At 70.1% G+C, this 13,544-nt stretch carries 9 protein-coding genes; 6 read left to right on the top strand and 3 right to left on the bottom strand.

Going from position 1 to position 13,544, the window contains the following annotated elements; genetic code table 11:
- Positions 1-89: 89 nt before the first annotated feature.
- Positions 90-1,280, bottom strand: a complete 1,191-nt coding sequence (locus ACYVD1_RS23065) for an MFS transporter (RefSeq protein WP_460776563.1) — start codon at positions 1,278-1,280, stop codon at positions 90-92.
- A gap of 68 nt (positions 1,281-1,348) precedes the next feature.
- Between ACYVD1_RS23065 and ACYVD1_RS23060 the strand changes: the two genes are divergently transcribed.
- The 4 genes from ACYVD1_RS23060 (at position 1,349) to ACYVD1_RS23045 (ending at position 6,032) form a co-directional block, all read left to right on the top strand.
- Entirely contained in the window at positions 1,349-2,335 is a 987-nt protein-coding gene (locus ACYVD1_RS23060; RefSeq protein WP_460776561.1) for an ArsR/SmtB family transcription factor, read from the top strand.
- A gap of 70 nt (positions 2,336-2,405) precedes the next feature.
- Positions 2,406-3,020, top strand: coding sequence for a hypothetical protein (locus ACYVD1_RS23055; RefSeq protein ID WP_460776559.1), 615 nt, complete (start codon positions 2,406-2,408; stop codon positions 3,018-3,020).
- Positions 3,021-3,112: 92 nt separating this feature from the next.
- Positions 3,113-4,255 carry a glycerol dehydrogenase gene (locus ACYVD1_RS23050; RefSeq protein WP_460776555.1) on the top strand — a complete coding sequence of 381 codons (1,143 nt, stop codon included), beginning with the start codon at positions 3,113-3,115 and terminating at the stop codon, positions 4,253-4,255.
- A gap of 271 nt (positions 4,256-4,526) precedes the next feature.
- Positions 4,527-6,032 carry an AbgT family transporter gene (locus tag ACYVD1_RS23045; protein WP_460776567.1) on the top strand — a complete coding sequence of 502 codons (1,506 nt, stop codon included), beginning with the start codon at positions 4,527-4,529 and terminating at the stop codon, positions 6,030-6,032.
- 111 nt (positions 6,033-6,143) lie between these two features.
- Here ACYVD1_RS23045 and ACYVD1_RS23040 read toward each other — a convergent pair whose 3' ends face one another.
- Positions 6,144-8,111 carry a M3 family metallopeptidase gene (locus tag ACYVD1_RS23040; protein ID WP_460776553.1) on the bottom strand — a complete coding sequence of 656 codons (1,968 nt, stop codon included), beginning with the start codon at positions 8,109-8,111 and terminating at the stop codon, positions 6,144-6,146.
- Between the two features lie 141 nt (positions 8,112-8,252).
- Complete coding sequence (locus ACYVD1_RS23035; RefSeq protein ID WP_460776549.1) at positions 8,253-9,788, bottom strand: ABC transporter substrate-binding protein; 1,536 nt, start codon at positions 9,786-9,788, stop codon at positions 8,253-8,255.
- Positions 9,789-10,029: 241 nt separating this feature from the next.
- Here ACYVD1_RS23035 and ACYVD1_RS23030 point away from each other — a divergent pair, with 241 nt between their 5' ends.
- Both ACYVD1_RS23030 and ACYVD1_RS23025 read left to right on the top strand, forming a co-directional pair.
- On the top strand, positions 10,030-11,796 hold the full coding sequence (locus tag ACYVD1_RS23030) for an ABC transporter ATP-binding protein (RefSeq protein WP_460776546.1): 1,767 nt from the start codon (positions 10,030-10,032) through the stop codon (positions 11,794-11,796).
- On the top strand, positions 11,793-13,535 hold the full coding sequence (locus tag ACYVD1_RS23025; protein ID WP_460776543.1) for an ABC transporter ATP-binding protein: 1,743 nt from the start codon (positions 11,793-11,795) through the stop codon (positions 13,533-13,535). Before ACYVD1_RS23030 ends, ACYVD1_RS23025 begins: the two co-directional genes overlap by 4 nt.
- The last annotated feature ends 9 nt before the right edge of the window (positions 13,536-13,544 follow it).

Genomic DNA, 13,544 nt, shown 5'->3' with positions numbered 1-13,544 from the left:
GCCCTTCATCGTTGGTGTGGAGGTCGTGGTTGGTCATTGTCACCGTGGTGGTTGCCTGTTCTCGCCCTGCTTGTGTCAGTTAGTGAAGGTTATCCCTTGGTGTCCCACTTGAGCCTGACACAGAGGGGGGCGGTACGCACGTCCCAGACCTCGGCCACGGCACCCGCGTACAGGGCACCGACCGTGACGGCACCGGTCATCAGGAAGCGCATGGTCGCGGTCATCCGGCCCAGCATCCGGTCAGGGGTGAGTCGCTGGCGCAGGGTCGTCTGGATGACGTTGACTGTCCCGATCCCGAATTGGGAGAACGCCCAGACGACGCAGACCGCCCAGAAGTTGGCAGCGGTCAGGAAGGGCACCGCGAGAGCCCCGATACCGGTCGCGGCAGCGGTCAGGACGAGAGCCCGGCCGGAACCGAACCGCTTGGTGAGGCGGGTGGAGACCACCGACCCGATGAGGACCCCCGCTGCACCGATCATGAAGAACAGGCCCGCCCGGCCCTCGTTGAGTCCGAGGTCGGTGACGATCAGGACCGGCGCCATGACGATGAGCGGGCTCAGGCCGAGATTGAGCACCGTCGCGGACAGGGCCATCGAGCGCAGGACCGCGTGTCCGAACACGTACCTCAGGCCCTCGTTGATCTCACCGAGGAGACGGCGGTCACTCGGAGCGGGGCGCGGTTCGCGGACCCGGATGGCGGCCGTGGCCAGTGAAGACGCGCACTGGGCCAGGCCGTCGAGCAGGACGACGACGGGCGCGCCCAGGAACTGGACGAGGTATCCGCCCATCCCGCGTCCAGCGAGGATCGACGTGGAGTTCACGCCGGTGAGCGCGGCGTTCGCGGGCATGAGCCGCTCCCTGCCGACGAGGACGGGCAGGAACCCCTGCTGGGCGATCCGGGAGAAGAGCGCTGCGGCCCCGCCGAGGAGGGCGCACACGTAGAGCTGAGTGAGGGTGAGTACGCCCAGCACCCAGGCGAGCGGGATCGACAGCAGGATCAGGCCGTGCAGGAACTGGCTGACGACGATCACCGGTCGGCGCCGGAGTCGGTCACTCCAAACCCCGGCAGGCAAGCCGATGACCAGGTATGCGGCGGTGGTGAGGGCACCCAGGAGGCCCACCTGTCCGGGGGTGGCGTCCAAGGTGAGAACCGCGAGAAGCGGCAGCGCCAAGGCTCCGACCTCGGTACCCGTGTCGGCCATGGTCCGGGCGGCGAAGAAGCGGCGGAAGTGGGCGGACGCGAACGGTCCGCGCGTGGGTTCAGGGGCTGTCGTGGTCATGCCGGGCATGGTGCGGCGCCGTACGACCGGTGCACCATGGGTTCGGACATGGCCGAATCGGAGGCGCGATGATCGAACTGACCTTCAGCACCGAAGAGATCTCCGGCAGCCGGTTCGCCGTGTCCCCGGTGTGGGAGGTCGTGGCCGCACGCATCCAGCTGACCAGGTCCGCGCCCGACCCGGTGCACCGGGTGTGGGCCGGAGAGGTCACCGACCGCGTGCGGTCCGAGGAAAGGGCATGGCCCCTCTTCGCCGAACTGGTCCGCCCTGGCGCACGGCTCGTGCCGGCCCTGGTGTGTCCGGTGCCCTCCCTCGCCATGCCCGACCTGGCAGTGGACTTGGCGTCGGTGCGCGCCCAGTCCGCGGAGTTCGTGCGCGCCTCACTCGAGTTGGTTCCCAACGCCCGTGGCCCCGAGGTGGATCGGCTGCGGGCCCACCCGGAGGACGGCTTGCGGCGGCTGGCCGACGAGATCGAGGCGTACTGGGAGGTGGCGCTCGCCCCCTACTGGCCCCGCGTGCTCTCGCTGCTGGAGGGCGAGGTGCTGTACCGTGCACGCCGCTTGGCCGAAGGCGGGGTGCGGCACGCGTTCGCCGATCTGGACCCTCGGATCCGCTGGCGGGACGTGACGCTCCGGATCCCGAGCAAGATGGCCGACGGCCCGCGCGACCTGCGCGGCGAGGGCCTGGTGCTGACACCGTCGGTGTTCGTGCACCCGGGCGTCTGGCACATCCTGTCGCCGCTCGCCCCGCCGACCGTGCGCTATCCCGCGCGCGGTGTGGGCACCTTGTGGGAACGGCGGATGTCCTCCGTGCCCGAAGCACTGACCGGCGTACTCGGCCGGACCCGGGCACTGCTGCTGTCGGAACTGGACACCCCCGCGAGCAACGGTGACCTGGCCCGGCGCACCGGGCGGTCGAAGGCGGCCGTGTCGGAGGCGCTGACGGCGCTGCGCCGGGCGGGCATGGTGAGCGCCCACCGGACCGGTCGGTACGTGCTCTACGCCCGCACGGGTGTCGGGGAGAGCCTGGTCGACGGGGTTCTCCCCGGCCCTTGAGCAGCCCGCGTCCCGGCCCGTTCCGAGAGGACGGGCTTTTCGGTGCCGCCCCCTCGGGTAGGGCGGCACCATGATGGAGCGCCTACCCCCGGGACCGGACCTGATCACCCGCCTCCAACTCGACGCACTACGGCACCCCAGGCGGGGAGCGATCTACCGCGGGGTGCTCTCCGGAACCTTCTTCGGCCTGTTCATGGGCATGTACTGGCTGTTCAGGGGCGAGGTCCAGCTCCTGGGGGCCGTGGTGGCGGCCGTTCTCATGGGGCTGTTCTTCGGCCTGGTGATGGGCTTCTCGTCCCGGTTCGGCGCCGGGGTCGAGCAGCAGTTCCCGATCGGAACCGACCCCCAGCAGGCGCGGGCCGCCTCCGAACTGCTACTGCTGGGACGGCTCGGCGACGATCCCGAGACCAACGAGCTCGCGCGGCAGCAGGCCGAGACGGTGCTGGCCTCGCGTATGAGCCAGTTGATCCTCGTTCCGCTCGTCCTGCTGTTCTGGCTGGCGATATGCGGTGCGGCGGTGTGGACCTACCTGGACCAGGGAGTGGACTTCCCCTTCGTCTTCCTCGCGCTGCTGTCCGTGCTGATCCCGTTCTCGCTGGCCGTTTCCGTCCCTTGGGGCATCAGGTACCGCCGCCGGGTCCGCGCGTTCCTCTCCACCGCACGGAACCAGGAGGGGTCCGGGTGAGGCAAAGAACAGTGCAACCTCGGCGCGCCGATGTTTGGTCCGCCCGGTGAACGGCCAGGTGGGGGTCGAGGACCGACCACAGGGGGAACACCATGGCTCAGGAATCACCGGCACTCCGCGTCTTCGCCTCGCCCGACCGCTACGTGCAGGGCCGGGGCGCGATGGAGCGGCTCGGCGTTCTGGTGGGAAACCTGGGGAAGAAGCCCCTGGTGCTCACCGACGACGTGGTCCGGGACCTGGTCGGCGCCACACTGGAGCGCTCCTTCGAGGAGGCCGGGCTCGGCCTGGCCTTCGCGCGCTTCGGGGGTGTACCCACCAAGGCCGAGTCCGAGCGCGTCGCCGAGGTCATCGACCGGAACGGCCACGACGTGATCGTGGGCCTGGGCGGGGGCGCGGCGATCGACGCCGCGAAGGCTGCGGGTGACAACGCCGGGGTGCCGTGGGTGAGCGCAGCGACAGTCGCCTCCACCGACGCGCCCACCTCGGCGCTCTCCGTGGTCTACACGGAGGAGGGAGCCTTCGAGGCTTACCGCTTCTACGACCGCAACCCCGCGCTGGTGGTGGTCGACACCCAGCTGGTCGCGCAGGCACCCGCGAGATTCCTCGCCGCGGGTGTCGGCGATGCCCTGGCCACCTGGATCGAGGCCCGGGCGCTCCGGGGCACCGGCGCCCGAAACATGGTCGACGGACTCCCCACCCGGGCGGGGACCGCCCTGGCCCAGCTCTCCTGGGACATCCTGTGGGAGTCCGCGCTGCCCGCACTGGACGCCGTGGAACGGGACCTGGTGACGCCGGACGTCGAGGCGGTCGTGGAAGCCACCACCCTGCTGTCCGGCCTGGGTTTCGAGTCGGGAGGCCTCGCGGCGGCACACGCGGTGCACGACGGACTCACCGCGGTCGACGAGACCCACCACATGGCGCACGGCGAGAAGGTCAACATCGGTTCGCTCACCCAACTACTCCTGGAAGGCGCGGCCACCGCGGAGGTGGAGGAGTTCGCCGAGTTCACCGCCCGAGCGGGCCTGCCCACGACGCTCACCGAAGCGGGTCTGGGCGATGCCGACGACGCCTTGCTGGACCGCGTCGTCGAAGCCGCGATGGCCCCGGAGGAAACCATCCACAACCTGCCGTTCACCCCGTCCCACCGGGACGTACGGGACGCGTTGCGGGCAGTGGAGGGGTTGGGTTCGCGCATGCGCGAGCGCGCGGGACTGGGCGGCCCCGAGGCCCCCTGAACTGCTCCCAAATGCCGTCATTTCAACCTTTGAACGGGTTGAATAACAGGGCCATTGCGAAAATGAATCGATCGGAAAATCAAAAGCGGTGATCCGCGCCACTACCAGCCACTCTGCACGCCCTGTGGTTCACATCACTGGGAGTTACGCCGCAAAATGGTCAGGATCCACCAGATCCAACACCATCAATGCAGCTCAACACCCCCGAGCCGCAGCGCAGTAAAGGAGGGCGGCCGTGGCCGCAACCACAGAGAAGCCCCCCGGCCGGGCGATGTCCGCGCTTTTGGCCTCCCTACGAGGGATCGAGCGCGTGGGGAACAAGCTCCCGCACCCCTTCTGGATCTTCGTCATCCTGGCCGGTTTCGTTGTCGTGTTGAGCGCGGTGCTCAACCGGCTGGGTGCCTCCGCCGTTTCCCCGGTCGACGGCGAGAGCATCGAGGTCCAGAGCCTGCTGTCCCCCGAGGGCATCAGGGTGATCTTCGGTGAGGCGGTCACCAACTACGTCAACTTCCCCCCGCTGGGTCTGATCGTGGTCATGATGCTCGGCGTCGTCGTCGCCGAGCAGACCGGACTCATCAACGCCCTCCTCCGGGGGAGCGTGACCCGTGTCCCGGCGAAGTACATGACCTTCACCGTGGCCATCATGGGGATTCTGGGCAGCATCGCCAGCGACGCCGCCTACGTCGTACTGATCCCCCTGGCAGCCGTCGTCTTCCAGGCCGTGGGCCGCAGCCCCACACTGGGCATCGTGGTCGCCTTCGTGGCCGTTTCGGCCGGTTGGAACGCCACCCTGGTGGTCGCGCCCACCGACGCCCTGCTGGGCGGCATCACCACCGAAGCCGCCCAGGTCATCGACGGTGACGTCGTCGTCACCCCGCTGGCCAACTACTTCTTCAACGCCGCCAGCGCGGTCCTGCTCGCGGTGGTCATCACACTGGTCACCGAGCTCATTCTGCGCAAGCGGACGGAAGGGCTGGACGACGTCTCCACGGGCTCGGAAGCCCTGGGCAGCTTCGAGCTCAGCAGGGAGGAGCGCCGGGGCCTGCGCGCGGCCGGGCTGGTCCTCCTCACCGCCGCGTTCCTGTACGTCGTAGCCCTGCTGCCGGAGAACTCCTGGTTCCGGGGCGAGGACGGCTCGGTCATCGAGTCCCCGCTGGTCTCGGACATCGCCGTGGTCCTGGCCGTGGTGTTCCTGCTCGTGGGTACCGCCTTCGGTATCGCGGTGGGTACCGTGACCAAACCCTCCGACATCCCCACGTACATGGCCAAGGGCGTGAAGGACCTGGCCCCGGTACTGGTGCTGTTCTTCGCGGCTTCCCAGTTCCTCGCCTACTTCTCCTGGTCCGGCATGTCCGAGGTCCTGGCCATCCGGGGCGCCGAATGGCTGGGGTCCCTGAACGTCCCCACGGCGGTGCTGTTCGTGGGCTTCATCCTGCTGGCCACGACGATGAACCTGTTCATCACCAGCGGTTCGGCGCAGTGGGCCCTCATCGCCCCCGTGTTCGTGCCGATGCTGATGATTCTGGGTGTCAACCCGGAGACCACGCAGGTCATGTACCGCATCGCGGACGCCTCGACCAACATCATCACCCCGATGAGCCCGTACTTCGTGCTGGTCCTGGGCTTCATGCAGCGCTACCGGAAGGACAGCGGCATCGGCACCCTGGTGTCGCTGACCCTGCCCTTCACCGTGACGATCCTGGCCGTCTGGACGCTGTTCTTCCTCGGCTGGTACGCGCTGGGCATCCCGCTCGGCCCAGGCGTGCCCGTCGGGTAACGGGCGTACGGCCCGGCCGGATACCGGGCGCCGGACGCATTTGGGGCCCCGCTCCGAGGAGCGGGGCCCCACCCGTGGAGCCGCGGTCCGGTGGACCCGCGTCAAGTGCGCCTAGTCCAGGCCCTTGCGGGCGAGCAGCGGACCCATGCCGGGCTCGCGGCCGAGGAAGTCGGTGACGGCCTCCATCGGGTCGACGCTGCCGCCCACGGACAGCACCTTCTCCCGGAAGCGGTCCCCGCCCTCACGGGACAGTCCGCCGTTCTCCTTGAACCACTCGACGCTCTCCGCGTCCAGCACCTGGCTCCACACGTAGGAGTAGTAGCCCGCGCTGTAGTCGTTGGAGAACACGTGCATGAAGTACGTGCTCCGATAACGGGGGCGGACCTGCGGGTGCAGGGCACCCACCGCTTCCAGCGCCTTGGCCTCGAAGGACGCGGGGTCCTCTACGGTCTCGCCGGGGGCGAGGCGGTGCCACGACCAGTCGAGCAGCGCGGCGGCGAGGTACTCGAAGGTCGCGAAGCCCTGGTTGAACTGGCTGGCCGCGGTGAGGCGCTCCACCAGGTCGGCGGGCACCGGCTCACCGGTCTCGTGGTGTTTGGCGTAGTTGGCGAGGATCTCCGGCCAGAGCGCCCACATCTCGTTCACCTGGGAGGGGAACTCGACGAAGTCGCGCGGCACGCTCGTGCCCTGGACCCTCGGGTAGCGCACGGCCGACATCAGCCCGTGCAGGGCGTGCCCGAACTCGTGGAACGCCGTCTCGACCTCGTCGAACGTGAGCAGGGCCGGGCCGGAGGCGGGCTTGGTGACGTTCAGGTTGTTCACCACCACCGGCCGCTGGTCCAGGTGGGTGGACTGGTTGACCAGGTTGTGCATCCACGCGCCGCCGCGCTTGGTCGGCCTCGCGTAGGGGTCCAGGAGGAACAGGCCGAGCGGGGTGCCGTCGCCGTCGAACACCTCCCACGTCCGCACGTCGGCGTGGTGGCCGCGGAGGTCGGTCCGCTCGCTGAACGTGATCCCGTACAGCAGGGTCGCCGCGTGGAAGACTCCGTCCTCGATCACCCGGCCGAGCTCGAAGTAGGGGCGCAGGACACTCTCGTCGAAGTCGTAGCGGGCTTTGCGGACCTGCTCGGTGTAGAAGGGCCAGTCCCACGGCGCGATCTCGTGCCCGGCGTGCTCGGCCAGCGCCTGGGCCTCCTTGTCGACGTTGCGACGGGCGGGGACGACCAGCTGGGCGAGCCGCTCCTCGACCGCGTCGACGGTCTTCGCGGTCTGGTCGGCGACCTTGTACGCCGCGTGGTCCGCGTAGCCGAGCAGCTTGGCCTGCTCGGCGCGCAGGGTCGCCATGCGGGCGGCGATCCCGAGGTTCTCCGGCGCGCGCTCCGCGCTCAGCTTGTACAGCCGTTCGCGGGTGGCGCGGTTGGTGAGCTGGGCCAGCGCCGGCTGCACAGTGGTGTTCAGCAGCGGCAGGACGTACTGGCCGTCCTTCTCGAGCGCGCTGATCCGCGCCTTGTCCAGGCCGTCGAGTTCCGCGGCGTCGTCGACGACGAGGGAGGCCTCCCTGGTTGCCCGGATGACGTTGATCCCGAAGTCCGTGGCGAGCCCGGCCAGCTCCGCGTTCAACTCCCGCAGCCGGGCCTGCTCCCCGTCGCCGAGGTCGGCGCCCGCCTTGACGAAGTCCAAGCGGTACCGCTCCAGCAGCCTGGCCTCCTGCGGGTCATCGGTGGTGACCTGCTGGATGCGGGCCCACAGGTCCCGGTTGAGCGAGATGGCGTCCGCGTGCTGCGCGGCACGGGGGGCGATCTCCTTCTCGAGCTCCTCGATGCCGTCAGTGGCGTCGGATCCGGCCAAGGTGTGGAAGACCGCTTCCATCCGCCGGAGGGTCGCTCCGGAGCGCTCCAGTGCCGCGATGGTGTTGTCGAAGGTCGGAGGCTCCGGGTCGCTGGTGATCGCCTCGACCTCGGCGAGCTGCTCGGCCACACCCGCCTCGAAGGCGGGCAGGAAGTGCTCTTCGCGGATCGCGGCGAAGTCGGGGAGCCCATAGGGGAGCTCGCTGGGTGCCAGGAACGGGTTGTCCGTCAAGGGATCGTGCTCCTCGTGCGTCGGTGGCGGACGTTCGTGCCGTTCTATCCTGTCGCCCGCCACCTGTCACCCGCGTTTGTCCTGCCCCCGCCCACACGCGCCGAGGCCGACCCCGCGGACACCGTGCCGTTCCCCGTGGATTCAGTCCCCGACCACGTGCGGGCCCGGCTCCGGCTCCAGTTCGTCGGCAAGGGGGAGTTCGACGATGGGGACGGTGCGGCCGGTGGCCTCACCGTCCCCCTCCGGGCTGTAGGAGAGCTGTCCCCCGCCGGCCCTGACGTCGTGGGCGGTGTTGAGCAGCATCAGCCGCGCACGGACCTCGGCGGGCGTGGGTGTGGCCGCCTGCTCCCCCATCACGTTGGTCATCCGCACGGCGTGCGCGGCGACCGCCACGGCGTCGTGGTTGACCAGTGCGTAGCCGTTGCTGAGCCCGGAGGGCTCCCCTTCGGGGATGTACTGCAGGTAGGCGTCACGGAAGTCCTGGTAGCCGTCCGGCACGGCGTCCGCCTCCGCCTCGGCGGTCTCCCAGCGGGTGTCGATCGCGGACGCGTACACGAGGGAGATGTCGTTCTCCTCCACCAGCGCCATGGTCTCCTCGTCGTTGAGCACGCTCAGCCCGGTGACGCTGAACAGGATGCGCAGCTCGTCGGCCCAGCAGTTGTTCTGGGCGAGTGCCGCCAGGAACTCGTCGAGGTCGGGGGCGCGCCCGGCGAAGAAGATGGTGTCGACTTCGGAGTTGCACACGTTCTGGGTCACGTCGTGGAACAGCCCGCTCGCCGGGGCGTCGCCGACGGTGGTCCCGTCGTACTGCTGGGTGGGTGCGTCGATGTGGTCGCCGAGCTGTTCCTGGTAGGCCTCGTTCAGTGTGGAGACGAAGAGGTCGGGTTCGGTCCGGTCGTGGACGACGAGGGCGCGGACCGGGTCGGGCAGGCCTTCGAGGTAGGCGTCGAGCGCCTTGACGTACTCGGTGTTGCTCGGGGCCACCCGGATCACCCCGGGCAGGGCGGGTTCCTCGTCGGTCCCTTCATCGTCCAGGCCGCCGGGGCCGTGGGCCAGGCCGTCGGCGGTGAGCGCCGAGGAGACCATGGGGATTTCGTGCTCGTTCAGGCGGTCCGCGACGTCGCGGGTGGAGTCGATGCTCACCCCCATACCGGTGACGGCGACCAGCGGCCGGTCGTCGTCCTCGGACATGTCGACGAGGTCGTCGACGACGGGTTCCCACTGGTTCTGCTGGCCGCCCGTGTTGGCCAGCACCAGCTGGATCTGCGGGGTCATGTCCGCGAAGGAGCGGGTGTGATTGGCCCGCATCACGGCCGTGTAGGCGCCCTCGAGGGAACGGCGCATCCGTTCGGGGTCCATGGGGCTGACGCTGTCGAAGGTGAGGGTCCCGAGGAAGGCGACGCGGACCACCGGTGTGTCGTCGTCGGACAGGTCGTCGACGCGGGCGTTCTCCTCGGCGATGAGCTCCTGGATGTCGGTGAAGTCCTCGTGGAAGACGTGGGATCCCTCGGTCACGCCGACGCACTGGCCGTCGACCTCGCGAACCCCGCTACCCGGCCCTCCGCAGGTGAACCGGTCCCACAAGGCGACGGTGGTCGCCACGAGGGCGATGACCACCACGCCCGCCACCCCCAGCAACAAGGCTCGTTTCGGATCCCTGCCGCCCGTGTCGGACATCAGTCGTCACCTCTCCTGACTTTCGGCTCAACGACTCATGATGCGCGATTTCCCGCGATATATGACCGCACGAATCATTCGTGACGCAGGCGTTATAGGAACTCCGTTCCCTTTGCTCCTTAAAATCACCGGAATCACTTTTGTTGCCTGAGTCCCCCGCGGAGGTTGGGGAACGGCGTACACCTACCGGCCCGAAGCGTCCCGTGGTGAGATGAGGGGCGACGACGCGCGGAGGTGGCGATTGGCGGAGAACTCCGGTGTCCCCGGCCCTTGGGGAACCCGTGCCCTCCCGCGGTCGGCCCTTCCCCCCGTCGGCACCCCCGACCTGCGCGGTCCGTTCCGCTTCGTGTGGTGGCTGATCGCGTCCCAGCCCTGGCGCGTCCTGCGCGGATCCTTCTACGGCACCCTGTGGATGGCCGGTCTGATGGTCCCGCCCTACGTGCTCTCCCGCGCCATCGACGACGGGCTGCGCGCGGAGGACACCCGCTCCCTGTACTACTGGGCCGGGGTCACCGCTCTCGTGGCCGTACTCACCGCGGCGGTGTCGATCCTGCGGCACCGGACGATGTCCATGGTCCGCATGGACGCCGCACACCGGACCATGCGCGCGGTCACCCGGCACTCCACACTGCTGGGCGCGGCCCTGTCCCGCCGGGTCAGCTCCGGGGAACTCTCCACCGTCCAGGCCGCCGACGTTCTCCTGATCAGCCATATCCTCACGATGACCGGACCCGGGTTCGGCGCGGTCATCGCCTACGCCGGGGTCTCGGTCCTGCTCTTCACCATCTCCCCGCTCCTCGGCGCCATCGTCGTGCTCGGCATCCCGGTTCTGGCGGTCGTCGTCGGACCCCTGATCGGCCGGTTGCACGGCCGTCAACGGACCTACCGCGAGCACCAGGGGCGGACCACGGCCCTGGCCGCGGACATCGTGTCCGGGCTGCGGGTCCTGTGCGGGATCGGCGGCAAGGCGCACTTCGCGGACCGCTACGCGAACCGTTCCGAGGACCTGCTGAGGCAGGGATACCGGGTCAGCGAGACCACCAGCTGGTTCCAAGCGGTGAGCTCCTGCCTGCCCGTGGTCTTCCTCGGTGCGGTCACGTGGGTGTCCGCCCGCCTCGCCGTGACCGGGCAGATCACCGTCGGCGAGGCCGTCGCCGTCTACGCCTACGTGGCGGTCCTCATCCTCCCGGTGTTCTTCCTCATCGAGGGGGTCAGCACCCTGGTCCAGGGCTTGGTCTCCGTGCGGCGGGTGCTCAGACTACTCACCCTCGAACCCCCGCTCACCGGCAGCGGCGCGGACCGCCCCGGCCCAGCGGAGGGTTCGGGGCTGACCGAACCGGCCTCAGGGGTGACCGTGCCCGCGGGCCGGACCACCGCGCTCGTCGCCGCCCGCGCCGCTGACACCACCGCGGTCGTGGACCGGTTGGGCCGCTACACGGACTCGGAGGCCCGCTGGGGCGGGGTCCCGCTGCGGGACGTGGAACTCGCCGAGGTCCGCGACCGGATCCTGGTCTCCGACAACGAGGCCTACCTGTTCGCCGGTTCCCTGCGCGAGGTCCTGAATCCGCACGGGACGCACACCGACACCGAACTCCATACCGCGCTCCACACCTCCGGGGCCGCCGACGTCGTCACGGCGATGCCGGACGGCCTGGACTCGGCGGTGGAACCGCAGGGCCGCAACCTGTCCGGCGGCCAGCGCCAGCGGGTCCGGCTGGCCAGGGCTCTGCTCGCCGAGCCCGAGGTCCTGCTGTTGGTCGAACCCACCTCCGCGGTGGACGCGCACACCGAGTCCACCGTCGCCGAGCGTCTGCACGAGGCGCGGTACGGGCGCACCACCGTGGTCGTGGGCACGTCTCCCCTCCTGCTGGACCGGGTGGACCGGGTGGTCTTCCTCGCGGACGGGGAGGTCGCGGCGGTCGGCACCCACGGTGAACTGCTCACTTCCCGGACCGACTACCGAGCGCTGGTCTTCCGCGGCGCCGAGGAGGAGGGCGCTCCGGCATGAGCGAACGCCTACCCGTCGCCGACCGGCTCCAGGTACGCCGCGACACCGCCCGCCTGCTGCGCGAAGAGCGCGGCCGGGTGGTCCGGCTGATCCTGCTGACCTGCTTGGCGACCAGCGCCGGGCTGGTCGGCCCCTACCTTCTGGGCCGGATCATCAACATGGTGGAGGACGGCACCGCCGCACTCAGCACGGTGGACCTGCTGGCCGCCGGCGTGGTGGTGGCGGCCTGCGCGCAGCTCCTCCTGACCCGCTACGCCCACCGCGCCATCCACCGCTTCGGCGAGCACGTCCTGCGGCGGCTCCGCGAGGACTTCGTCGGCCGGGTGCTCTCCCTCCCCACCCGGGTGGTGGAGCGCTCGGGCACCGGCGACCTCACCACACGCGTCTCCGCTGACGTGGGAACGGTCGGCACCAGCCTGCGCGGGGCACTGCCCGACATCAGCGTGGCCCTCCTCCAGATCCTGGTGCTGTTGGTCGCCATCACCTGGCTGAACCCGGTGCTGGGGCTGTGCGCCCTCATCGGGGTACCCCTGGTGTGGCCCGCCCTGCGCTGGTACCTGAGGCGGTCCCGGGAGGCCTACCTGGCGGAGGGGGCCGCGCTCTCGACCGCTCTGGAGGGCGCCACCGCCACTGCCGAGGGCGGCCGCACCGTGGAGGGCCTCGGTATCCAGGAGGACCGCCGGGATGTGACCGACCGGGACGTGGGCGGCCTCTACCGGTCGCGCCGGGGCACCCTGCGGCTGCGGTCGGTCCTGTTCCCGATCAGCGAGTCCGTCCTCGTACTGCCCACCTCCCTGGGCCTGCTGGTGGGCGGCCTGATGTACCTGAACGGCGGGATCAGCCTCGGGGTCCTGGTGACCTGCCTGCTGTACGTCCAGCAGCTGGTGGACCCCATGCTGAGCATCACCCAGAGGATCGAGGAGCTCCAGCGCGCCGGGGCCTCCTTCGCCCGGCTGCGGGGCGTGCAGCAGCTGCCGGAGGAGTCCTCGGACACCGCCCGGGCCCCCGAGGACGACCGGATCGAGCTGTCCGGCGTCCGCTACGCCTACGTGCCCGGCCACGACGTGCTGCTCGGCATCGACCTCAGCGTGCGGCCCGGCGAACGGCTCGCGGTGGTGGGTCCGTCCGGCGCGGGCAAGACCACGATCGGCCGCCTGCTGTCCGGTGCGGACGTCCCCGGTTCCGGCCGGGTGCTGCTGGGCGGGGTCCCCGTCGCGGAACTCTCCCCCGAGGTACTGCGCGAGCGGATCGTGCTGGTCAACCAGGAACACCACGTGTTCACCGGGACTCTGCGGGAGAACCTGGCGATCGCCGCCTCGGATGCCGACGACGCACGGCTGCTCGCCGCCCTGGGCACGGTGGGCGCCGGCTGGGCCCGAGAACTGCCCGAAGGGCTGGACACCCGGGTCGGGTCGGGCGGGGAGGCCCTGGACCCGTCCCGGGCACAACAGGTGGCGCTCGCCCGCGTGGTGCTGTTGGACCCGCACACGGTGGTGCTGGACGAGGCCACCTCACTGTTGGACCCGAGAACCGCGCGGCAGGCGGAGCGGTCTCTGGCCGCGGTGCTGGAGGGGCGGACCGTGATCGCGATCGCGCACCGCCTGCACACCGCGCACGACGCCGACCGCGTGGCCGTGGTGGAGGACGGGCGCATCAGCGAGCTGGGTTCGCACGAGGAGCTGATCGCGGCCCGCGGGGCCTACGCCGCCCTGTGGAGCTCCTGGCACGGCACCGGCTGAGGGACGCCC

The sequence above is a fragment of the Nocardiopsis nanhaiensis genome (assembly GCF_054778635.1).
Note: the sequence above shows the minus strand (reverse complement) of the source record. Positions and strands in the feature narration are given on the sequence as shown.

Coding starts and splice junctions, on each gene's coding strand:
- ACYVD1_RS23060 (WP_460776561.1), top strand. CDS start 1,349: ATGATCGAACTGACCTTCAGCACCGAAGAGATCTCCGGCAGCCGGTTC.
- ACYVD1_RS23035 (WP_460776549.1), bottom strand. CDS start 9,788: ATGTCCGACACGGGCGGCAGGGATCCGAAACGAGCCTTGTTGCTGGGG.
- ACYVD1_RS23045 (WP_460776567.1), top strand. CDS start 4,527: ATGTCCGCGCTTTTGGCCTCCCTACGAGGGATCGAGCGCGTGGGGAAC.
- ACYVD1_RS23025 (WP_460776543.1), top strand. CDS start 11,793: ATGAGCGAACGCCTACCCGTCGCCGACCGGCTCCAGGTACGCCGCGAC.
- ACYVD1_RS23055 (WP_460776559.1), top strand. CDS start 2,406: ATGATGGAGCGCCTACCCCCGGGACCGGACCTGATCACCCGCCTCCAA.
- ACYVD1_RS23065 (WP_460776563.1), bottom strand. CDS start 1,280: ATGACCACGACAGCCCCTGAACCCACGCGCGGACCGTTCGCGTCCGCC.
- ACYVD1_RS23050 (WP_460776555.1), top strand. CDS start 3,113: ATGGCTCAGGAATCACCGGCACTCCGCGTCTTCGCCTCGCCCGACCGC.